We start from the raw sequence: 22127 nt of genomic DNA on the forward strand, positions 1-22127 counted from the left end.
GACATGAGTGCCGCTCCGCTCGATCCGCAAGAGTCGCCCGAGGACGGCGCGCAGGAAACCTTCATCTCGCACCTGGTCGAACTGCGCGAGCGCATCGTCAAGGCCGGTGCCGGTGTCCTGCTGATCTTTCTCGGGCTCGTCTACTGGGCGCCGGACATCTTCAACCTGTTTTCCCGGCCGCTCATCCAGGCGCTCCCCAAGAATGGCCACATGATCGTGACCGACGTCACCGGCTCGTTCTTCGTGCCGATGAAGGTGACGCTGCTGGCTGCCTTCCTCATCGCACTGCCATGGGTGCTGTACCAGGTCTGGCGCTTCGTGGCGCCGGGGCTGTATGCGCACGAGAAGCGCATGATCATGCCGCTGGTGGTGAGCAGCTACGTGCTGTTCCTGTGCGGTGTGGCGTTTGCGTATTTCCTCGTCTTCCCGACGGTGTTCAAGGTGATGGCGCACTACAACGCGCCGCTCGGGGCCGAGATGTCGACCGACATCGACAAGTACCTGAGCTTTGCGATGACCACGTTCCTCGCCTTCGGTATCACCTTCGAGGTGCCGGTGGTGGTGATGGTGCTCGTGCGCTTCGGCATCGTCAGCCTGGAGAAGCTGCGCCAGGCGCGGCCGTATGTGGTGGTGGGAGCGTTCATCATTGCGGCGGTTGTCACGCCGCCGGATGTGATGTCGCAGTTGCTGCTGGCGGTGCCGCTGTGGCTGCTCTATGAGCTGGGGCTGATCCTGGCGGCGGTCTTCTTGCGGAAAACCGTGGCGCCGGAGGCCGAGCCGGAGCACCTCCCGGTAGTCAAGGACTGATGGCCGCATTCAACAACCGCTCCAAAGAAAAAGGCAGCCGAGGCTGCCTTTCTCATTTCTGCCGCGGGGCTTACGCCGCGTACAACCAGAACTGCTCGCGCGGGAAGGTCAGGGCGTACTGGCCGTCGGCGGGTGCGCTGTTGGCGTAGGCGCGCAGACCGGTACCGGCGTCCCCCGTGGCGCGGAACAGACACTCCCACCGATCGCCGAGATACATGCGCGTCGCCAGCGGCAGGCGGATGGTGTTGTCGGCGTTGTCCTGCCCGACGCGCACCTGCTCCAGGCGGATCACGCCATGGGCGGGCGCACCGGGCTTCAAGTCGCCGCGCGCGACACCCCACAGCGACCAGCCGCCGGTCTCGTCTACCAGCCGGGCCATGCCGTCGCGCACCTCGGCGATCTTGCCGTTGATGCGGTTGTTGCTGCCCATGAACTCGGCGGTGAACAGCGTCTGCGGCGCGCCGTACATTTCTTCGGGCGTGCCTTGCTGCTCGATCACGCCGTTGTTCAGCAGCAGGATGCGATCGGACATGGCCATCGCCTCGCTCTGGTCGTGCGTGACCATCAGCGCCGACAGGCCCAGACGCACGATCAGCTCGCGCAGGAAGGCACGTGCTTCTTCGCGCAGCTTGGCGTCGAGGTTCGAGAGCGGCTCGTCGAGCAGGATCACAGGCGGGTTGTAGACGAGCGCGCGGGCGATGGCCACACGCTGCTGCTGGCCGCCGGACAGCTGGCTCGGGAAACGCTCGCCGAGATGGCCGAGGCCCAGTTGCTGCAGCACGGCCTGCACGCGTTCCTTGATCTGCGCAGACGGCGTCTTGCGCAGCTTGAGCGGATAGGCGACGTTCTCGGCCACGGTCTTGTGCGGCCACAGCGCGTAGGACTGGAAGACCAGGCCCAGGTTGCGCCCTTCGGCCGGCACGTCGAGCTTCTTGGCGCCGTCGAACATGACGCGGTCGCCGATCTTGACGGTGCCCTGGCTGGCTTGTTCGAGGCCAGCCACAGCGCGCAGCAGCGTGGTCTTGCCCGAACCGGACGGGCCCAGCAGCGAGACGACCTCGCCCTTCTGCAGCTGCATCGAGACACCCTTGAGAACCGGGTTGTTGCCGTATTGCAGGTGCAGGTCGTTGACAGTGAGTTCAATCATGGAGCTTCACTCCGAAACGCAGTGCGATGCCGAGGCCCACGGCCACCAGCACGATATTGACGAAGGACAGCGCGGCGACGATATCGATGGCGCCGCCCGCCCACAGGGAAACCAGCATCGAGCCGATCGTCTCGGTGCCCGGCGACAGCAGATACACACCGGTCGAGTACTCGCGCTCGAAAATCAGGAAGATCAGCAGCCAGGCGCCGAGCAGGCCGTAGCGCGTGAGCGGCACGGTCACGTCGCGCGTGGTGCGGGCGCGGCTGGCGCCGACCGAGCGCGCGGCTTCCTCCAGCTCCGGTCCGACTTGCAGCAGCGCAGCCGAGATCAGGCGCAGGCCATACGCGAGCCACACCACCGTATAGGCGATCCACACGCTGAAGATCGTGCTGCGCAGGTCGCGCAGGCTCGGCACGATGTGCTCGATGATCCAGTTGGCGAACGGCACGCTGCTATCGGTGAGGGCGGTTTCGACCCAGTTCGGCACGAACAGGAAGACCCACAGGAACGCCAGGCCTGCCAGCAGCCCCGGAATGGCGCGCGGCACCAGCACGCTGTAGTCGAGAAAGCGCGTCCAGCCATCCGGCTTGCGGTGCATGGCCAGGCCGATGCACGTGTAGCACGCCACGGCAATCGCGCCGCCGATCACGCCAATGAGCACCGTATTGACCATCGCGCGCACGAACTGCGGCTGCTCGAAGATCTGCTGGAATGCCGTGGTGGAGAACGCCTGCACCAGCGACACGCCTTCACCCCAGTTCGACACGAACGCACGCAGCGCGATGCCCGACAGCGGCACCACCACCGTCACAAAGAACCACAGCACCACCACCGCCCACGCCGGCCAGCGCCAGCTGCCCAGCGGTAGCGGACGGCTGCGCGTGACCTTGCCCTTGACGGTGACGAAGCGGTTGGCCGACTTCAGCATGTAGCGTTGCAGCAGCACCAGCGGGAACGTCACCATCACCAGGCAGACCGCCACGGCGGCCATCAGGTGATACGCTGGGGTGCCGAGCTTGTTGGTCAGCTTGTACAGATACGTTGCCAGCACAAGGTGACCTTCCGGATCGCCCAGCACGAGCACCAGGCCGAACACCTCGAAGCCCAGGAACGTCACCAGCACGGCGGCGTACAGCAGGGCGGGGCGCACCATCGGCAGGCTCACGTTCAGCGCCACCGACAGCGGCGATGCCCCCGCGATACGGGCGGCTTCTTCCACGTCCGAACCGAGGCTGCGCAGCGCCGACGAGACGTACAGATACACGTGAGGCACGTGCGTCAGGCCGGCAATGATGATGATGCTCGTGAACGAATACACGTTCCACGGCGCACCGCCAAACAGGCTCTTGAACCACACCGTGTAGAAGCCCACGGGGCCGGCCGACACCACGTAGCCGAACGCCAGCACCATCGGCGAGACGAACACCGGAATCATCAGCAGCGGTTCGAGGATGCGGCGGCCGGGCAGGTCCGAACGCACCATCAGGAATGCCAGGATGCCGCCCAGCGGCACTGAGATCACCGCCAGGCCGAACGCCAGCGCGGCGGATTTCTCGAAGGCGTGCCAGAAATCCGAATCGGTAAAGATGAAGCGATACGCATCCAGCCCCGCCAGCGCGTCGGGCATGAAGAACGGCGCGGACAGAAAGCTCTGGTAGAAGATCAGCGCCAGCGGCGTGAAAATCGCCAGCGCGGTAAGCAGAATGACCACGCCGCGCGGCAAAGCCTGTCCCACACGCGTCCAGGGCGAGCGCTTGAGGGAGACTTCGGCGACGGCGGCACGGTCTTGCGCTAGAGAACGCATGGTGCCTCCAGGAGGGGCCGGCGCCAGAAACGGATGGCGCCGGAAGGTCGGTCAGAGAAAGGGTGTCGCGATCAGCAGTTCAGCAGATCAGCGGCCGGCGGCGGTGCGCCATTGCTTGATGAACTCCAGACGCTTCTTCGGCTCCAGGAACGCCAGGATCGATTCGTCCACCGGGATCGGCTTGATCGTGTTGCCCAGAATCTTCTTCAGGCCGGCGGCGGTGGCTTCGCCCGTCACGTCTTCGCGCAGCGAGTGCAGATCCGACTTGTTGGCGAGGATCTCCTGGCCGCGCTTGGACAGGATGTAATCGAGCCACAGCTTGGCCGCGTTCGGGTTCCTGGCCTTCTTGGCGATCATCGCCACGCGCGACACCACGAGCGTGTAGTCCTTCGGATAGACGATGCCGATCGACGGATCCTTCTTGGCGCGCGCAATCGCGTACGAACCGAGGATGTTGTACGCCACCAGGTTTTCGCCCGAGGCCACGCGCTCCATCATCGTGCCCGTGGAGGACTGCAGCACCAGGTTCGGCCCGACCGCCTTGACGAAATCAAAGTACTGCGGCGAGTCGACGTTGTCCTGCGCGGCCATCATGAAGCCCACGGCGGACTTCTCGATGTCGTACGTCGTGACCTTGTTCTTGAAGCGTTCGGGCTGGCTGGCGATGAGCTTGGCGAAGTCGGCGTGCGTCTGCGGCACCTCGTTGTCCTTCACCAGGCGCTTGTTGTACAGGAACACGGCCGGCTCATACGTCGTGCCGTAGGCCAGGCCCTTGTAGACGGACCACTTCGGCAGGTTCGGGACTTCGGGCGAGTCGTACTTCAGGGCGTACGTCTGCGCGAGCTTGAGCTGCGAGTCCATCGACGAGTTCCACATCATGTCGGCCGAGGCGCCGCCGGCGGCTTGCTCGCTGATGAAGCGGTTGTACAGCTCGCTGCTGTTCATGTCGTTGTACTCGACCTTCACGCCGGGGTAGAGCGACTCGAAATCCTTGATCAGCGGGTCGGCAGCCTTGGTGTCCGTCGTCGCGTAGACCACGACCTTGCCTTCCTTCTTGGCGGCGGCGATGGTGTCAGCGTAGCTGGCCGGGTAGCCGGCCGGGACTTGCGCGAAGGCAGCGGTGCTGAGAGTCAGTGCGGCAGCGGCAATCGAAGCGAGAGCGGCGTGCGCGGGCACGAACGGGCCACGAAGCATGGGTTTGTCTCCTGTTTGCTTGTGATGGTGTGGGGCCGGCTACTTATGGCTTGCTGCGCGTAGCTCAGACGGATGGCCCCAGGTGCGGCGGAGTATAGAAGTCGCGCGCTTTCGCCACGCTTTCATTGCGGCTGCTGCGTTGCAGCATGCTCCGAGGGTGCGGCCGACGCCGCCAGCGGCACGCGAATCCGCGCAGACAGGCCGACGCCGCCGTGCCGGTTCGGCTCGCCATCGGCCAGCTCGATGTGACCCCCGCTGCGAGCGGCATACGCGCGCGCGATCGCCAGACCCAGGCCGGAGCCTTCCGCGGCGTAGCGGGTGTCCTTCGGCTGCCCGGCGCGATGTCCGCCTTCATGCGCGCGCCGGAAGCGCTGGAACGCATGCGCACGTTCATCGGGGGTCATGCCGGGGCCGGTATCGTCCACGCAGACGAGCGCGTGGTCGCCATCGGCCATCGCCCGCACGGTGATGCGACCGCCGGCCGGCGTATAGCGCAGCGCGTTGTGCACGAGGTTCGAGAGCGCCTCGCGCAGGAAAGCCGGATAGCCGATCACGGGCAGCGGCACCGCCGCGCCGCCCTCGTCCCAGCCGAGGTCCTGCTGTTTTTCACGCGCGAGCGGAAGTGCATCGACGACGACGTCGCGTGCCAGCTCGCCGAGATCGAAAGTCTCGGCCGGCGCGTCCTGCCCCGCATGGCGTGCGCGTGCGAGCGCCAGCAACTGCGTGGTCAGCCGGTTCGTCGACTGCAGCCGGGCGATGATGGCGGACAGGCTTTCGCGCACGCGCGTCGGGTCCGTTTCGCGCAGCGCGTATTCGGCTTGCGTGAGCAGCACCGCCAGCGGCGTGCGCAATTGATGCGACGCATCGGCGAGAAACTGGCTCTGCGCCTCGGCAAGTTCTGCGTAGCGGTGGATGTGGTGGTTGATGGCATTCACCAGCGGGCGCACTTCGGCCGGCACGTCGGTGGTGTCGAGCGGGCGCAGGTCGTCGGACGCGCGCACGGCGATGCTGCGTGCAAGCCGATTGAGCGGCCGCAGCGCCACGGTCACGCCGAGCCACAGCAGTGCCGCGCTCACGGCCACGAGCGCGGCATCGCGCAGCAGCGTACCGCGCCAGACTGCCTGCTGCAGCGCGCGTCGCGTTTCAATGGTTTCGGCCACCTGGATCACGATGCGCGCCGGCAGCCCCGGTTGGTACAGCGGCTTGGCGACCGCGGCCACGCGCACCGGCTCGCCGTGATACGTGGCGTCGTAGAAGAGCGGGGTGTCGTTCTCCAGCCCGGATTTGGGCAGGGGCAGGTCCTCGTAGCCGGTCAGGGCGGCCTCCGGGGGCTTGCCCGGCGGGCTCTCGAATGCGACGCGGTAATAGACGTTGCTCTGCGCCGTCGATTCGAACATCGACAACGCCACATAGGGCACGTTGACCTGCACCTGCCCGCGCTCGATCGTCACGCCGTTCTCGATCGCGCGCACCGAGCCGAGCAGGGCGCGGTCATAGGCGCGGTCGGTGGCGCCGCGCAGCGCCTGGTACGCAGACACAATGTCGATGGCCAACACGCCCACCAGCCCCGGAAGCAGCAGCCAGAGCAGCGTGAGCTTCAGGCTGCGCGGCAGCCGCAGCCAGGTGCGCGTCCGCATCATGCCGGGCTGTTACCCGCAGCGCCCGGGTCATCCGCGCCGGCTTCGAGCAGGTAACCCAGGCCGCGCACGGTGACGATCTGCACGCCCGTGCCAGCCAGCTTCTTGCGCAGGCGGTGGACAACGACTTCCACCGCGTCGGGGCTCGAATCGCTGTCCAGATTGAACACCTTGTCGAACAGATGCACCTTGCTGATGGGCTGGCCGGTCTTGTGCAGCAGGGCCGACAGCGCCGCATGTTCGCGTGGCGTGAGCGAGAGTGGCTCGCCCGACAGCAGAAAGGCCTTGCGCCCGGTGTCGAACTCCAGCGGCCCGCAGCGCAGACGCGGAAACGCCCGGCCGCGGCTGCGGCGGATCAGCGCCATCAGCCGCGCTTCGAGTTCGGACAGCGCGAACGGTTTGGTGAGGAAATCGTCGGCCCCGGCGTTCAGGCCGCGCACGCGCTCATCCAGCGCCCCCTGGGCGGTGAGGATCAGCACCGGCGTGCGGTCATCGCGCGCGCGCATGTCGGCCAGCACGGCAAAGCCGTCCTTGCGCGGCAGCCGCAGGTCGAGCACGACCGCATCGAACTCGCCCGAGCCGAGGAACGCTTCAGCCACGACGCCGTCGGCGGCACGCTCGACCACGAAGCCGCTTTGCGCCAGCGCGCGGGCAAGCCACGCAGCCAGTTCGTCCTCATCCTCCACCAGCAAGATCCGCATCGGGTGTCTCTCAATATCGTTCTGTGTGCTTTTTCATGATAATGCGTGGCGCCCGCATCCCGATCACCTGTCCAACCGATGCGGTCTATCTGAATGTCGTCCATCCCGAATTCTCGCCGCCGCTGGTTGTGTCAGGCCGCCGCGCTGCTGACCGCGGGCAGCGCCGCTCCCCGCGAGGCGGGCGCGCAGTGGCTGGCCCGTCCTGCCCCCGAGTTGCCGTCGTACTACCCGCACGATTACGGCAGGATGATCGATGCCGCGCGCCGTGAGGGCCGCGTCACGGTGTACTCGACCACGGATTTCTCCGCGGCCTATCCGCTCATCCGCGCCTTCGAGGCACGCTACCCGGGTATCACGGTCGATTATCGCGAGCAGAACAGCGACGACATCTACCGCCGCTTCCTTGCGGAGTTTTCCACCAGATCGCCTGGCGCCGACGTCGTCTGGAGCTCGGCCATGCCGGAGCAGTTCAAGCTGGTCAACGACGGTCACGCGCTGCCATATGCGTCGCCCGAGCGGCCGTATCTGCCCTCATGGGCCATCTGGAAGAACGAGGCCTACGGCACGAGCTACGAGCCGGTGGTCTTCGTCTACAACGCGCGCCAGTTGCCGGCCGACCTGATTCCGTCGACGCATGCTGACTTCGCACGCATCTTGAACAGCCATCACGATCTGCTGCGCGGCCGCGTCGCGTCGTACGACATCGAGCACTCGGGCTCCGCCTTCCTTTTTGCCGCGGAAGATGCCCGCACCACGCCGGTGTTCTGGGATGTGGCTAAGGCGCTGGGTGGCGTCAACGTGAACCTGTACATCACCACGGCCGCCATGCTCGAGCGCGTGGCTTCCGGCGAAAGCCTGCTTGCCTACAACGTGATCGGGTCGTACGCCGCCCGCTATGCCGACCGCAACCCGGCGCTCGCCATCAAGATGCCGACCGACTACACGCTCGTCGCCACGCGCGTCGCCTTTATCGCGCGCCGGGCGGCCCGGCCCAATGCCGCGCGGCTGTGGCTCGATTTCATGCTCTCCCGCGACGGCCAGAGCGTCATGGCCGACCGTGCGTTCCTCTTCTCGCTGCGTCAGGACGTGGAGACGGGGCTGACCGCCAAGCGTCTCCTCGCCGAACTCGGCAACACGCACCGGCCGATTTCCGTCGGGCCCGGTTTGCTCGCCCATCAAGATCAGCTCCGCCGTGCCGATTTCCTTAAGCGATGGCACGCCGCCCTAGGCAAATAGAAGAGATTTGAGCGCCACTTTCCGGAAGGTGCGTGGCGAGAAGGCGACAATCCAAAACTGTCACGGAAGGACAAATTCGTTGCGCCCACCCGCCCGAGATTCGTCCGCCAACCCCCGTCCCGGCGGGAGAAAACGGCCCGTTGCCCCTCTTTTCGATGGGCTGCCCGCGTGTTGCCCATGAGCAACAACTTGGCCGCAAATCGCGTCCCAGAGCCAGAAAGGGTTTCCAGAATCCGTCATCGCTGGCCCATAATGCGGTCAGACGTGAGGTTTCTGCGTCGTCCATAAGGACAGTCAAGATTTCCCAATCAGTTGACAAGGAAAGTGTCGATATGAAGATGAAACTGTTTGCAGCTGCTGTTGCAGCTCTGGCCGCCGGTGGCGCCTATGCACAATCCTCCGTGACCCTGTACGGCGTGGTCGACGCTGGTCTGACGTACGCAAACAAGGTGCCGAACGGCAACGGTGGCGGTAGCTCGCGTTTCGGCCTGGATTCGGGTGGCCTGTCGGGCTCGCGTTGGGGCCTGCGTGGTGTTGAAGACCTGGGCGGTGGCCTGAAGGGTATCTTCAACCTGGAAAGCGGCTTCAACATCGACAACGGCACGTCGGCTCAAGGCGGCCGTCTGTTCGGTCGTAACGCTTACGTCGGTCTGCAAGGCCAGTGGGGTCAACTGACCCTGGGTCGCCAGCAAAACCTGCTGTACGACTTCTCGCTGATCTATGACCCGATGGCAATCGCCACGCGTTACTCGCTGGCCGGCCAAGACGCCTTCTTCTGGGGCCGTGCTGACAACTCCGTCAAGTACGTTGGTACGTTCGGCGGTCTGGGCGTCTCGGCTCTGTACTCGTTCAACCGTGACGGCAACGAGCAAGCCGGCCTGAACAAGCTGGGCCGCGAGTGGAGCCTGGGCGTGAACTACGCTGGTGGCCCGTTCGGCGTGGGCGTGGTGTACGACCAATCGAACAGCACGACCATCGCTACGGCTGACAACAAGGAACAGCGCGCCACGATCGGCGGCACGTACGCCTTCGGCCCGGCCAAGCTGTACGCTGGCTACCGTTGGTACAAGGCTAACTACGCAACCGTTGCTGGCAATGGCAACCTGCGTTCGAACCTGTACTGGGCTGGCCTGGGTTACCAAGCTACCCCGGCCCTGTCGCTGACGGGTACGGCTTACTACCAACAGTTCAAGAACAGCAACACCGGCAACCCGTGGCTGTTCGTGATCGGCACCGACTACGCTCTGTCGAAGCGCACCGACGCTTACCTGAACCTGGCCTATGCTAAGAACAGCAGCGGCTCGGGCCTGGGCGTGCTGGGTCTGAACAACACCGATGCTTACGCCAACACGACGCTGAACAGCGGCGGCGCTCAAGTGTTCTCGAGCCCGGCTGCTGGCAACGCCAACCAGTTCGGCGCTACCGTTGGTATCCGCCACAAGTTCTAATTTGACGCGCTCGTCAGGGCGCATCGAATTAAACGGTTAAACGCCGACCCCGAAAGGGGTCGGCGTTTTTCTTGGTGCTTTGCTCGAGCAAATGTTGGGCACGAAACGAGTCATGCTTCTCGCCGGTAAGGCCTCAATGTTGGGCGATGGGGGAGTGGTATCTGCTCAGCCCTCGATCAGGAACGCGCTTTCTGGGCCGGGTTGGGCCGATAGAGTCGCGGTGTGGAGTCGCCCTGATTGGGCGGAGCTCGCCGCGTCGTGCCTTTTTTCGTTGCGAGTTCAGCGGGCACTCTGACTGCACCGCCTGAATGGTGCCGGCCGCGGCGCAGCAAAGCGGCGAAGAGATGGTGGGCGCTGCTTGCTCGAAGCGAGGTGGCAAGAAAGCGCCGCAGCAACGACATCTCCGTGCTGCGCTTCCGCTGCGGGCCGCCAACAAAAAACGGCGGCACACCGGCCGCCGTCTGCTGTTGAGGCTGCAACGCTTATTGTTCGTCGTCCGGCGTGGGCATCGGCACGTTGCGCCGTGCCGGCGGCGGACGCTTGCCGACGATGATCGTCAGCTCCACGGGTCTGCCTTTGCGCGACACCGTCACTTTGGCCTCGGCTCCGGGCTTGAGCTGCGCAATGCTGTTGAGCAGCGCCGTCGTATCGAGGATCGACTCACCATTGACGCTGGTGAGAATGTCACCCGGACGCAGCCCGGCCCGATCTGCTGGCCCACCCTGGACCACCGCGGCGATCAGCGCGCCATCCTTGCGCGACAGGCCGAACGATTCGGCAATCTCCGGCGTCACATCCTGCGGCTCGACGCCAATCCAGCCGCGCACCACGCTGCCGGTCGAAATGATCGACTCCATCACTTGCTTGGCGAGCGACACCGGAATCGCAAAGCCAATGCCCAGCGAGCCGCCCGAACGCGAGTAGATCGCCGTATTGATGCCGACGAGGTTGCCTTCCGCGTCCACCAGCGCGCCGCCAGAGTTGCCGGGGTTGATGGCCGCATCGGTCTGGATGAAGTTCTCGAACGTGTTGATGCCGAGGTGGCTGCGGCCCAGCGCCGAGACGATCCCCATCGTCACCGTCTGGCCCACGCCGAACGGGTTGCCGATGGCGAGTACCACGTCGCCCACGCGCACGTTCTCGAGTCGGCCGAGCGTGATGGCGGGCAGGTCGGGCAGGTTGATCTTGAGGACGGCCAGATCCGTTTCCGGGTCAGAGCCCACCACCTTGGCGTTGCTCTTGCGGCCATCGGTAAGGGCGACTTCGATCTCGTCGGCGCCGTCCACGACGTGATGGTTCGTTAGAATGTAGCCTTCCGAGCTGACGATCACGCCGGAGCCGAGGCTGGCCGTGGGCTCCTGGCGCTGCTCCGGCGCACGGTCCCCGAAGAAGAAGCGGAACCACGGATCCGCGCTGGCCTGCGGGTTACTGCGCTTGGGCGCATTCTTGCTGCTGAAGATGTTGACCACCGCAGGCATCGCCACCTTGGCGGCCTCCGCGTAGGAGTTGCTCGAGGTGCCGCCATGGCCGATCGGCGCAACTTCCTTGAGCGCGACGATGGGCGAGCCGGATTGCACCGCCACCCTGCCGCGCTGCAGCCACTCGGGCTTGAGCGTGGCGATCACAAACCAGATGGCCAGGACGACCGTGACGGCTTGCGCAAAAAACAGCCAAAAGCGGCGCAACATAGGGCGAAATTGAGTCGAAATGGATCGAAAAGAACTTGAATTGTACTTGAACGACCTGTTGCAGGCGGCCCGTTTTCGGGACTATTGCCCCAATGGTCTGCAGGTGCAAGGGCGCGAAACCGTGATGCACATCGTGACCGGGGTGACGGCCAGCCTGGCCTTGGTGGAAGCCGCCATCGACGCGCACGCCGATGCCATCCTCGTGCATCACGGCTATTTCTGGAAGGGCGAAGACGCCCGGATCGTCGGCCAAAAGCACGCGCGTCTCAAGGCGCTCCTTGCGCACGGCGTGAACCTCTTTGCTTACCATTTGCCGCTCGACGCGCATCCCGAACTCGGCAACAACGCGCAGCTCGGCGCGCTGCTCGGCATCGAGCCCAAAGGCCGGTTTGGCGATGACGAGCTCGGCTGGATTGGCGAGCTGCCGCAGCCGACCACGCTGGCCGCGTTTGCAGAGACGATTTCGGCGCGGCTGGAGCGTGCGCCGCTGGTGATTGGCGATCTGGACCGCCCCGTGCGCACGGTCGGCTGGTGCACTGGGGGCGCGCAAGGCTGGTTCGATGCGGCCGTGGCGGCCGGCGTGGACGTCTATCTGAGTGGAGAGGCGTCTGAGCAGACGACGCATCTGGCGCGTGAATCGGGCGTGGCCTATATCGGGGCCGGCCATCACGCCACCGAGCGCGGCGGCGTGCGGGCGCTTGGCAACCACCTCGCCGGGCGTTTTGGCGTACGCCACACCTTCATCGACATCCCGAATCCGGTGTGATATCGCAACGCCTGTTCACGGCTTGTTCTTGAGGCTGTCGCGAATCTCGCGCAGCAGCACGATGTCTTCGGGCGTTTCGGCCGGGGCGGCCGGCGGGTTGGCGTCGATCACGCGCGTGATGGCACGTACCATCAGGAACACGATGAAGGCGAGAATCAGGAAGTTGACCGCCACGGTAATGAAGTTGCCGTAGGCAAACACCGGCACGCCGGCCTTCTTGAGGTCGGCCAACGTGTGGGGCACGCCTGCGGGCGCGTCGGCAAGCGCAATGAACAGGTTCGAGAAATCCAGCTTGCCGACGATGCGGCCCACCAACGGCATGATCAGGTCATTGACCAGCGAATCGACAATCTTGCCGAACGCGGCGCCAATGATGACGCCAACCGCCAGGTCGATCACGTTGCCGCGCATGGCGAATTTTTTGAAATCTTGCATCAGTGCCATCGGTTTTCTCCGGATTGTTTGATTCGAGACAAACGGTCAAGCTGCGGATCGGTTGACCTGAATTGTTGAAAACGGGGTTGCAATCCGCGTGCCGAAGCCTTGTCAGTGCTGGGTTGGCGGGCCATCGGCGCATTCACTATATCTGCAACCGCCGCCCCCCGCGACCGCTATCGTCGGCGACGTACGCTCGGGTATAATTTTCGGTTGACGCGAATCCATCTTGATTTCTCACCCTGGGGTCTTGAATGAGTGACCAGCAAAACGTGGACAAGGGTCGCCGCAATCTTTTGATTGCGACGTCCGTGGCTGGTGGTGTGGGAGGGGTAGCGGTTGCGGCCCCTTTCGTTTGCACATTCGCACCATCTGAAAAAGCCCGCGCAGCGGGCGCGCCCGTAGAGGCCGATGTAAGCGACCTGGCTCCTGGCCAGATGAAGGTGGTGGAATGGCGCGGCAAACCGGTCTGGCTGCTCAAGCGCACGCCCGAGATGCTGGAATCGCTCAAGAAGACCGACTCCGAAGTCGCCGATCCGAAGTCCGACGTGCCTTTCACCATGAAGACACCGGACTACTGCAAGAATGAAACGCGCTCGCGTGCCGAACATAAGGACCTGCTGGTCGTGGTCGGCATCTGCTCCCATCTGGGTTGCTCGCCCTCTGGCCCGTTTCCGGCCAGCTCCAATCCGCAGCTTGGCGCCGATCCGGGCTTCGTCTGCCCGTGTCACGGCTCGACGTTCGATCTTGCTGGCCGCGTGTTCAAGAACAAGCCCGCACCGCAGAACCTCGACGTGCCGCCGTACATGTTCCTGTCCGACACGAAGCTGGTGATCGGCAAAGACGAGAAAGGGGAGGCTTGATCATGGCCGAGAAGAAGGTGGAGACAACCGGGCTGCTGGGCTGGATCGACGCTCGCTTCCCGCTGACCGAGACGTGGAAGGCGCATCTGTCGGAGTACTACGCGCCGAAGAATTTCAACTTCTGGTATTTCTTTGGTTCACTGGCGCTGCTGGTGCTGGTGATCCAGATCGTCACCGGCATCTTCCTGGTGATGAACTACAAGCCGGACGGCACGCTCAACGCTGCCGGCATTCCCGTCGCCTATGCGAGCGTCGAGTTCATCATGCGCGAGGTGCCGTGGGGCTGGCTGGTGCGCTACATGCACTCGACCGGCGCTTCGGCGTTCTTCATCGTTGTGTATCTGCACATGTTCCGCGGCATGCTGTACGGCTCGTACCGCAAGCCGCGCGAGCTGGTCTGGATCTTCGGCTGCCTGATCTTCCTGTGCCTGATGGCCGAAGCCTTCATGGGCTATCTGCTGCCGTGGGGCCAGATGTCGTACTGGGGCGCGCAGGTCATCGTGAACCTGTTCTCTGCCATTCCGCTGATCGGCCCGGACCTGTCGCTGTGGATCCGTGGTGACTACGTGGTGTCGGACGCGACGCTGAATCGATTCTTCTCGTTCCACGTCATCGCGGTGCCCCTGGTGCTGCTGGGCCTGGTGGTGGCGCACATCATCGCGCTGCACGAAGTGGGCTCGAACAACCCGGACGGCGTCGAGATCAAGGCCAAGAAGGACGAGCGTGGCATCCCGCTCGATGGCATTCCGTTCCACCCGTATTACTCGGTGCACGATATCGTCGGCGTTGCGGTGTTCCTGTTCATCTTCAGCGCGATCGTGTTCTTCGCGCCGGAAATGGGTGGCTACTTCCTGGAAGCCAACAACTTCATCCCGGCAGACTCGCTGAAGACGCCGCCGCACATCGCGCCGGTCTGGTACTTCACGCCGTTCTACTCGATGCTGCGCGCGACCACGTCGGACTTCCTGCCGTGGCTGTGGGCGTTCATCGCGATCATGCTGGGGCTGCTGTTCGTGCGCTCGAGGAGCTTCAAGGTCAAGGGCGTGGCCGTGGCTGTGGCCGTGATCCTGGCGCTTGGTTTTGCCTTCATCGACGCGAAGTTCTGGGGCGTCGTGGTCATGGGCGGCTCGGTGGTGATCTTCTTCTTCCTGCCCTGGCTGGACCAGTCGCCGGTCAAGTCGATCCGCTATCGTCCGGGTTTCCACAAGACGCTGCTGATCATCTTCGTGATCGCCTTTGCGGTGCTGGGCTACCTGGGTATCCAGCCGCCGAGCCCGATCGGTTCGATCGTCTCGCAGATCGGCACCATTGTGTACTTCGCATTCTTCCTCGCGATGCCGATCTGGAGCCGGATCGGGACGTTCAAGCCAGTGCCTGAGCGCGTCACGTTCACGCCGCACTGATTCGAGCCCGCGCACAAGGACCCATGAAGGACACAAGAATGAAAAAGCTGCTTGCGATTTTCGCCTTGGCCGGTCTCGTGTTTGCCGCGCCCGTGATGGCCAATGAGGGTGGCGTGCCGCTCGATACGGCGCCCAACCAGTCCAGCGATGCGTCTGCGCTGCAGCGCGGCGCCAAGCTGTTCGTCAACTACTGCCTGAACTGCCACGGCGCCAGCGCCATGCGCTACAACCGCCTGCGTGACCTCGGCCTCACGGAAGAGCAGATCAAGCAGAACCTGCTGTTCACGTCCGACAAGATCGGTGACACGATGCACATTGCCATGGACCGGGACGACGCCAAGAAGTGGTTCGGCGCCGTTCCGCCCGACCTGTCGGTGATCGCCCGTGCACGCGGCAGCGACTGGCTCTACACCTACCTGCGCACGTTCTACCGCGACGACACGCGGCCGACCGGCTGGAACAACCTGGTCTTCGACAAGGTCGGCATGCCGCATGTGCTGTGGGAGCTGCAAGGCCAGCGCGTGCCGAAGTACGAGACGGTCAAGTCCGAGCACGGCGGCGAGCCGGAGCACAAGCTGGTCGGCTTCGACCAGGTCACGCCCGGCAAGATGAGCAACGTCGAATATGACCAGGCCGTCGCCGATCTCGTCACGTATCTGGACTGGATGGCTGAGCCCGCCGGTAACCTGCGCAAGCGCCTCGGCGTGTGGGTGCTGTTGTTCATCGGCGTGTTCTTCGTGCTCGCCTGGCGCCTGAATGCGGCCTATTGGAAGGACATCAAGTAAAATCGCTGTTTTCCGGGCAAGGGCTAGGCCGGTGAAACACTGGTCCTAGCCCTTTGCCTTTTCGCTTTTGTGCCGTGGCGATGCTGTTTGTCGCCGCGGTTGTACCGTCATCGGGCCGCCCCCGGCCCATGCGCCAAGGAACTACAACCATGATGGTCTTGTACTCGGGCACCACCTGCCCGTTCTCGCAGCGTTGCCGCCTCGTCCTGTTTGAAAAGGGCATGGATTTCGAGATCCGCGACGTCGATCTCTTCAACAAGCCGGAAGACATCGCGGTAATGAACCCGTACGGCCAGGTGCCTATCCTGGTTGAGCGCGACCTGATCCTGTACGAGTCGAACATCATCAACGAGTACATCGACGAGCGCTTCCCGCACCCGCAGCTGATGCCGGCCGACCCGGTGCAGCGTGCCCGCGCCCGCCTGTTCCTGTTCAACTTCGAGAAGGAACTGTTCACGCACGTCTCCGTGCTCGAGAACGAAAAGGGCAAGGCCGCCGAAAAGAACCACGAGAAGGCCCGTGCCGCCATCCGCGACCGCCTGACGCAACTCGCGCCCATCTTCCTGAAGAACAAGTACATGCTGGGTGAAGAGTTCTCGATGCTGGACGTGGCGATTGCGCCGCTGCTGTGGCGTCTCGACCACTACGGCATCGAAGTCTCGAAGAACGCCGCGCCGCTGATGAAATACGCCGAGCGCATCTTCAGCCGTCCGGCGTATATTGAAGCGCTGACGCCGTCGGAAAAGGTCATGCGCCGCTGATTGCCGCCGGGGTTGCCGGCCGCGCGGGTGTGCGGCCGCAGCTGCGTTGGTCACCATTTCATCATGCCGGAAACTTCCACCAAGCCCTATCTGATCCGCGCCATCTATGAATGGTGCACGGACAACGGCTTCACGCCATACATCGCGGTCTTCGTCGACAACAACACCAACGTGCCGCGCGAGTTCGTCAAGAATGACGAGATCGTGCTGAACGTCAGCTTCGACGCGACCAGCCAGCTCGACATGGGGAACGAGTGGATCACGTTCCACGCGCGCTTTTCGGGCGTGTCGCGCAAGATCGAGGTGCCGGTCGAGAACGTGCTGGCCGTTTATGCGCGCGAGAACGGGCAGGGCATGGCCTTCCCGGTCGAGCGCAGCAATCCTGTGACGCAGGCTGCGACCGAGCGCGAGAACAATCCGCCGCCCAAGCTGGCTGCTGTGGATGCTGAGTCCGCTCTTCCGCCGGCCCCCGCAGAAGCGGACGGCGGCCCGGACGACGAACCGCCGCCCAACGTACCCCGCATCGGCGGCAAGCCCGCGCTGAAAGTCGTCAAGTAGCACGGGTTGCTGTAGAATCGCCGTTCTTTGCCGGCTTAGCTCATCTGGTAGAGCAGTTGATTTGTAATCATCAGGTGGCGGGTTCGAGTCCTGCAGCCGGCACCAATACCGAAGCGGCTTCCCACTGGGAAGCCGCTTGTCTTTGGCGCTCGCCCATCCAGATCGCACATTCGGAATTGCACGGCGACAGTCCGCCGATCGGACTACTTCGGCTCCGTCAACGGCGCGTAAGCGACCGCCTTGATCTCCACCAGACCGCCTTCGGGGTTCAGTTCGGCAACGCCCAATTCCACTGCCACAGGGTACGGGGCCGGGAAAAATTCGTCCCGCACACGCGCAATGGCTGCGAGCTGCCCGGCCTTGTCCAGCGCAAGACGCGGGCTGCCGAGCACGTGGAACATCTGCAGCTCGATCACGTCGACCATCCGTGCCTGGCAGGCCGCCAGCAGCCGTTCGATCTGGCGGAAGACCTGACGCAGTTCGGCCTCGAAGGCGGTGGCGTCCATGGGCGTCGTTTCACGATTGCACGCGACGATGCCCGACAGGTAGACGAAATCGCCGACACGTCTTGCGGGCGCGTAGTGGAACTGTGCGACATCGGCTTCCAGCTCGGGCGGGATGACGACTTCTCCGGTTTCGGTAGGGATGTGGTGCATGGCCTTCGGGGTAGAGGGTGGAAGCGGATTGTGTCCGATCCCCCCGGGGCTTGCATGGCACCACCACGCGTAGGGCTTCCACGCGCCGTGCATGCGGATCGTCTCAGCTGACCGCGAATGGCGCAGCCGAGGCGGTGTCTTCAAGAAAGTCCGTCATTGCATCCCGGCTTGGCGTCAGGCCCCTTAGCTGCAGGAGCGCGCCGGCGTTGCCGCGATGGTAGGTGCCGTGCAGGCACACGTGCAGCAGGATCTCGCCGCGACGCATGCGCGCCGGCTTGCCGCTGGTGAAGGTGAATTCAAGCGGCTCGTCGAGCTTGGCCTGCGTCACGGTCTGCGCGTAAGACACATACCAGTCGTCGACTTGCTGCGCGTGCTGGGCCAGCGTGCTGAGTTCTGGAAGCTTCTCGGATCTGGGCGCAGCGAATGGATGCGGCAGTCCCTGCAGATGGTGCTGGAAGATGCGGTCCACTGTGTGGACGTGATCGAGGACGCGCAGCATGAGCGTCGCGTCTTCATGGCTCAGCTGATCGAACTGCCGGCACACGGCGTCATACAGACCGCGGTCGGCCCATTGCTTGATGGCGAGCAGTTGCGTGTAGGGTGGGTGAGACATGAGGTGGCTCCTTGTCTTGCACGGTTGGCGAGCAACTCGCGCCATGCATAATATGAGCGATGACTCGTGTTTCATACTCGCATTCGACGCCCAGGAAAATGGCTCGCAAGCCGCTGACCCAACCCCGCAAACAAGCCGCGCAGGCGCGATCGCGCGCCACGGTGGATGCGTTGATCGAAGCCACCGCTCGCATTCTCGTGAAAGAGGGGTTCGATAAGGCGAGCACGAACCGGATTGCGGCCAAGGCCGGCGTGAGCGTGGGATCGCTGTACCAGTATTTTCCGAGCAAGGAGGCGCTCGTGGTGGCGGTGATGGAGCGGCACAGCAGCGAACTCATGGCGCTGACGCGTGATGCGCTCGCTGACGCTGCCACGCTCCCGGTGGCGCAGGCGGTGCGCAGGCTGGTGACCACTGCCGTTCACGCGCATGGCGTCGATCCCAAATTGCACCGCGTGCTCGCCGAGCAGATACCGCGCACCGGGCGGCTCGCGAACACCGAGCGCTTCAACGCCGAGATCTACAACATGTTCTTCGCGTACCTGGAGGCCCATCGCGATGAGCTGCGTCCGCTCGATCTCGAGCTTGCCGCGTTCGTGTGCGTGACCTCCATCGAGGCGCTCACGCACAACGCTGTCCTGCACCACGCCGAGCGCTTTGCCGAAGCGCGCTTCGCGCCGCTGATCGACGAGGCGACGCGGCTCATCGTTGGGTATCTGCAGTAGCGGCCACCAAGGGCTTGCCGGCCCCCCGCGACACTTTGTTGCTCTGCGCCCCGTCACAGCTACGGAGTGGTCTCCATGGACAGTTGTTCCAGTCGATCTTCGATCGCCATTGAACGGCTAAGCAGTCCAGGCGTGTTGGCCGTCCTTCCCGCCACTGCCTAGCCGCGTTGCACGGCAGGTGGTGGCTCTTGCGTGGGTTCTCTGCGCAAGCGTCTCCCTGAATCGAGTGTTGGTGTCCGGCACCGTATGCGTGGCCGCGTGCGTTTGCGCGCGCCATCGGCAAGCCGGCGGCCGGCGTCTGCCTGCGTCCACGTCGCACGCGGACGAGAGGCCTCATGCGTTCTACCGCTCGCCATCGATCAGGGCGCTGGCGGGCTGCCCTGATCTTCAGCGTATCGGGGCCCTGGCTACGGCCGCGATCGCGGCGTCGTCAACCGCGTGGGCATGCGCGCCCCCACCGAACTCCAAGACCTACGGAGGGCCCACATGGACAGTCCGAGTCGACCCTATCCGAACGCATTTTCCTCAAGGCGAGTCCGCTGCACGGTTGTTCCTTGCTGTTGACTTGCGGCCCGGCAAGGCGGCGGTGTCTCCCATCGCTCCTTGAATGTCTGAACACGCCGCGCGCAGCCGTGGCGATGGCGGCAGGCCGCGCCCACATGGCGGGCGTGCCGCAAGGAGTGCACCATGCGCAAATTCAACATCCCCGCCCGTCGTTTTTCGGCGATCGCACTGCCGTTCAGCTCGCCGTTCGTGCAGGCCCGGGCCGGTGCGCCCGAGCGTGCCGGTGCCGTGCCCGGGCCATCGACCCGCCGCGCCGGCGTTGGCGGCCCAGCGCTCGCGAACCACGGTTACGTCGCGGCGGCCATTCGCCTGTCGCGCACGTACTGGTAACGCCAACAACGCGCACCAATTGGGGTCGATATGACGCAATTCGCTTCGGGCATCGGCGCGCCGCGTCATGCCGCACGCGACGACGCCCATGTGGGTGACATTCGGGGCGCGCTCGGCACCTGACGCGCGCTGGCGGACGTTGCTCGCCATCGTCGGGCCGGGCCTGGTCGTGATGGTCGGAGACAACGACGCCGGCGCCTTCGGCAGGTATTCGCGATCGCGTTGCCGGACGCCAGCATCATCGGCGCATGCGCGGTGTCGCTTTCGACCGCATATGCGATGGGCGATGTGTTTGCCGTGCGGCACTCGCTGCATCGCAGGCCGGCATGCTGCTGCCGAGCGCGACGGTGTTCCTGCTGCTGTTGTGCAACGACAAGGCCGTGCTGGGCCTGCGGAAGAACACCCGTGGATGAACCTCTTCGCTGGCTGCGTGGTGGCGGTGGTGCCGGTGATGCTGTCGGTGCTCTCCCGCCTCTTGCGGCCTATCGTGGCCTGCGCGCCACTGTGGCCGATTGTCGCAGTGCAACAACATGCACTTTCGATTGGCTTACCCGCAAAGCCGCGTAAACCCTAGGCGGACGACGCAGCCGTCACTTGTCAATCGGCTCGCATTTCTATTTGCCTGAGCAAATTGCGCGATCCGAAGCGCCGTCTGGCGGTAAGATCGCGCCCGCATTCCACTCCATACCGCGCTCCCCCAACGAGCGCCTGACGTAGTGCCTGCTCCCATCTCAACCGCCCCCGATGTGTCGTACGCCGCTTTGTGCGACGCGGCGGCGCTCGGCCTCGCGCATGCCCGGCATGAGCGAAGTCCGCCCCGTCGACGGGGCGCGCTGGGTTCAGCTTCTCCCTGACCGGCGCCAGATGTGATCGAAGATCCGCTGCCGCACCAGCCGATTCCGAAGTGCCGGCAGCACGGTCTTTTCTCATTTCCCGCGTTTTTCCGCCTGTGGCTGCAGTCTGGGCTGCTGGGCTCTCGTGATGTTGGTGCGCATCGCCGGCGCAATTGTGCAAGACATGAAGAACACACTCGTTCCACATATGAAGCGGCTCCTCGCCGCAAGCCTTCCGCTCCTGCTGGCGGGCTGCAACCTGACGGTCCTGGACCCGAAGGGGATGATCGCCGCCGAAGAAAAGACGCTGATCCTGGTGGCGACCGGCCTGATGCTGCTGGTGGTCATTCCCGTGATCGTGCTGACGCTGGTGTTTGCGTGGAAGTATCGCGCCACCAATACGAAGGCCCGTTACGAGCCGGACTGGTCGCACTCCAACGCCATCGAAGCCGTGGTGTGGCTGATCCCGTGCCTGATCATCGTTGTCCTGGGCTGGATCACGTACAAGTCCACGCACGCGCTCGATCCGTACAAGCCGATCGAATCGGATGTGAAGCCCATCACGGTCGAGGCCGTCTCGCTCGACTGGAAGTGGCTGTTCATCTATCCGGAGCTGAAGATCGCGACGGTCAACCAGCTCGCGTTCCCGGCCAACACCCCGATCAACTTCAAGATCACGTCCGACACGGTGATGAACGCGTTCTTCATCCCGCAACTCGGCAGCCAGGTGTACGCCATGGCGGGCATGCAGACCAAGCTGCACCTGATCGCCAACGAGACCGGTGTGTTTGACGGCATGTCGTCGAACTACAGCGGCTCCGGCTTCACGGGCATGAAGTTCAAGGCCACGGCCATGACCAACGAAGAATTCGACGCCTGGGTCAAGCAGGTCCGCGCGTCGTCGCAGAGCCTGACCAAGGAAGGCTACGCAGCGCTGGCCAAGCCGAGCGAGAAGGTGCCGCCGGCGATGTACGCCTCGGTGGACCCGACGCTGTACCACAGCATTCTGCACAAATACATGGGCGACTCGGACAAGGTCCTGACGCTCGACGAGGCGCTGGGCAATGGCGCCTGCACCGTGGAAACGGCCGAGACGATTGCGACGCCGGCCCCGGTGCAGTCGGCCCTGCCGGCCCCCGCCGCTGCCAACGCAGTGCGCAAGAATTCCTAGGAGTT

21 protein-coding genes, 1 tRNA gene and 2 pseudogenes are annotated in these 22127 nt (G+C 64.3%); 15 read left to right on the top strand and 9 right to left on the bottom strand.

The window, feature by feature from the left end:
* Positions 1 to 3: 3 nt before the first annotated feature.
* Positions 4 to 807 (top strand): twin-arginine translocase subunit TatC, encoded by an 804-nt coding sequence (gene tatC, locus KHN96_RS17820; RefSeq protein WP_045784987.1) that lies wholly within the window; start codon positions 4 to 6, stop codon positions 805 to 807.
* 70 nt (positions 808 to 877) lie between these two features.
* Here tatC and KHN96_RS17825 read toward each other — a convergent pair whose 3' ends face one another.
* The 5 genes from KHN96_RS17825 to KHN96_RS17845 form a co-directional block, all read right to left on the bottom strand.
* Positions 878 to 1954, bottom strand: coding sequence for an ABC transporter ATP-binding protein (locus KHN96_RS17825; protein WP_045784986.1), 1077 nt, complete (start codon positions 1952 to 1954; stop codon positions 878 to 880).
* Positions 1947 to 3758: an ABC transporter permease gene (locus KHN96_RS17830; RefSeq protein WP_082063011.1), complete on the bottom strand. Its 1812-nt coding sequence runs from the start codon at positions 3756 to 3758 to the stop codon at positions 1947 to 1949. Before KHN96_RS17830 ends, KHN96_RS17825 begins: the two co-directional genes overlap by 8 nt.
* A gap of 87 nt (positions 3759 to 3845) precedes the next feature.
* Positions 3846 to 4952, bottom strand: a complete 1107-nt coding sequence (locus KHN96_RS17835) for an ABC transporter substrate-binding protein (RefSeq protein ID WP_062739468.1) — start codon at positions 4950 to 4952, stop codon at positions 3846 to 3848.
* A gap of 122 nt (positions 4953 to 5074) precedes the next feature.
* The gene (locus KHN96_RS17840) at positions 5075 to 6592 is read right to left on the bottom strand and encodes a sensor histidine kinase (protein WP_062739469.1); all 1518 of its coding nucleotides are present in this window, start codon (positions 6590 to 6592) and stop codon (positions 5075 to 5077) included.
* Positions 6589 to 7290 (bottom strand): response regulator, encoded by a 702-nt coding sequence (locus KHN96_RS17845; RefSeq protein WP_045784983.1) that lies wholly within the window; start codon positions 7288 to 7290, stop codon positions 6589 to 6591. Before KHN96_RS17845 ends, KHN96_RS17840 begins: the two co-directional genes overlap by 4 nt.
* A 93-nt stretch (positions 7291 to 7383) precedes the next feature.
* Between KHN96_RS17845 and KHN96_RS17850 the strand changes: the two genes are divergently transcribed.
* The gene (locus KHN96_RS17850) at positions 7384 to 8526 is read left to right on the top strand and encodes an ABC transporter substrate-binding protein (protein WP_045784982.1); all 1143 of its coding nucleotides are present in this window, start codon (positions 7384 to 7386) and stop codon (positions 8524 to 8526) included.
* Between the two features lie 332 nt (positions 8527 to 8858).
* Positions 8859 to 9974, top strand: a complete 1116-nt coding sequence (locus KHN96_RS17855) for a porin (protein WP_115044102.1) — start codon at positions 8859 to 8861, stop codon at positions 9972 to 9974.
* A gap of 482 nt (positions 9975 to 10456) precedes the next feature.
* Here KHN96_RS17855 and KHN96_RS17860 read toward each other — a convergent pair whose 3' ends face one another.
* The gene (locus KHN96_RS17860) at positions 10457 to 11662 is read right to left on the bottom strand and encodes a Do family serine endopeptidase (protein ID WP_045784980.1); all 1206 of its coding nucleotides are present in this window, start codon (positions 11660 to 11662) and stop codon (positions 10457 to 10459) included.
* Between the two features lie 19 nt (positions 11663 to 11681).
* Between KHN96_RS17860 and KHN96_RS17865 the strand changes: the two genes are divergently transcribed.
* Positions 11682 to 12428, top strand: a complete 747-nt coding sequence (locus KHN96_RS17865) for a Nif3-like dinuclear metal center hexameric protein (RefSeq protein ID WP_045784979.1) — start codon at positions 11682 to 11684, stop codon at positions 12426 to 12428.
* Positions 12429 to 12443: 15 nt separating this feature from the next.
* Here KHN96_RS17865 and mscL read toward each other — a convergent pair whose 3' ends face one another.
* Positions 12444 to 12872, bottom strand: a complete 429-nt coding sequence (gene mscL, locus KHN96_RS17870) for a large conductance mechanosensitive channel protein MscL (protein ID WP_045784978.1) — start codon at positions 12870 to 12872, stop codon at positions 12444 to 12446.
* A gap of 245 nt (positions 12873 to 13117) precedes the next feature.
* On the opposite strand from mscL, the gene petA reads away from it, so the two are divergent.
* The 6 genes from petA (at position 13118) to KHN96_RS17900 (ending at position 17338) form a co-directional block, all read left to right on the top strand.
* Positions 13118 to 13726, top strand: a complete 609-nt coding sequence (gene petA / locus KHN96_RS17875) for a ubiquinol-cytochrome c reductase iron-sulfur subunit (RefSeq protein WP_045784977.1) — start codon at positions 13118 to 13120, stop codon at positions 13724 to 13726.
* Complete coding sequence (locus KHN96_RS17880; protein WP_062739491.1) at positions 13726 to 15129, top strand: cytochrome b; 1404 nt, start codon at positions 13726 to 13728, stop codon at positions 15127 to 15129. The genes petA and KHN96_RS17880 overlap by 1 nt, the downstream gene beginning before the upstream one ends.
* A 38-nt stretch (positions 15130 to 15167) precedes the next feature.
* Complete coding sequence (locus KHN96_RS17885; RefSeq protein ID WP_045784976.1) at positions 15168 to 15914, top strand: cytochrome c1; 747 nt, start codon at positions 15168 to 15170, stop codon at positions 15912 to 15914.
* Positions 15915 to 16063: 149 nt separating this feature from the next.
* A complete protein-coding gene (locus KHN96_RS17890) occupies positions 16064 to 16675 on the top strand; it encodes a glutathione S-transferase N-terminal domain-containing protein (protein ID WP_004634649.1) in 612 nt (203 codons plus the stop codon).
* A 63-nt stretch (positions 16676 to 16738) separates the two neighbouring features.
* A complete protein-coding gene (locus KHN96_RS17895; RefSeq protein ID WP_045787674.1) occupies positions 16739 to 17233 on the top strand; it encodes a ClpXP protease specificity-enhancing factor in 495 nt (164 codons plus the stop codon).
* Positions 17234 to 17262: 29 nt separating this feature from the next.
* Positions 17263 to 17338, top strand: a tRNA-Thr gene (locus KHN96_RS17900).
* A 98-nt stretch (positions 17339 to 17436) separates the two neighbouring features.
* On the opposite strand, the gene KHN96_RS17905 is transcribed toward KHN96_RS17900, so the two are convergent.
* Positions 17437 to 17889, bottom strand: coding sequence for a Rid family hydrolase (locus tag KHN96_RS17905; RefSeq protein WP_062739471.1), 453 nt, complete (start codon positions 17887 to 17889; stop codon positions 17437 to 17439).
* 103 nt (positions 17890 to 17992) lie between these two features.
* Positions 17993 to 18502, bottom strand: coding sequence for a DinB family protein (locus KHN96_RS17910; RefSeq protein ID WP_045784974.1), 510 nt, complete (start codon positions 18500 to 18502; stop codon positions 17993 to 17995).
* A gap of 98 nt (positions 18503 to 18600) precedes the next feature.
* On the opposite strand from KHN96_RS17910, the gene KHN96_RS17915 reads away from it, so the two are divergent.
* The 5 genes and pseudogenes from KHN96_RS17915 to cyoA all read left to right on the top strand — a co-directional run bounded on the left by KHN96_RS17915 (position 18601) and on the right by cyoA (position 22122).
* A complete protein-coding gene (locus KHN96_RS17915; RefSeq protein ID WP_045784973.1) occupies positions 18601 to 19224 on the top strand; it encodes a TetR/AcrR family transcriptional regulator in 624 nt (207 codons plus the stop codon).
* 687 nt (positions 19225 to 19911) lie between these two features.
* Complete coding sequence (locus KHN96_RS17920) at positions 19912 to 20118, top strand: hypothetical protein (RefSeq protein ID WP_062739472.1); 207 nt, start codon at positions 19912 to 19914, stop codon at positions 20116 to 20118.
* Positions 20119 to 20148: 30 nt separating this feature from the next.
* Positions 20149 to 20338, top strand: a pseudogene (locus KHN96_RS23015) (divalent metal cation transporter); the annotation flags it as partial.
* Positions 20326 to 20584, top strand: a pseudogene (locus tag KHN96_RS22820) (divalent metal cation transporter); the annotation flags it as partial. The pseudogenes KHN96_RS23015 and KHN96_RS22820, both read left to right, overlap by 13 nt.
* Positions 20585 to 21159: 575 nt before the next feature.
* Positions 21160 to 22122, top strand: a complete 963-nt coding sequence (gene cyoA, locus KHN96_RS17925) for a ubiquinol oxidase subunit II (protein WP_099050666.1) — start codon at positions 21160 to 21162, stop codon at positions 22120 to 22122.
* The last annotated feature ends 5 nt before the right edge of the window (positions 22123 to 22127 follow it).

It is taken from the genome of Ralstonia mannitolilytica (genome assembly GCF_905397375.1).
GTDB classification, from domain to species: domain Bacteria; phylum Pseudomonadota; class Gammaproteobacteria; order Burkholderiales; family Burkholderiaceae; genus Ralstonia; species Ralstonia mannitolilytica.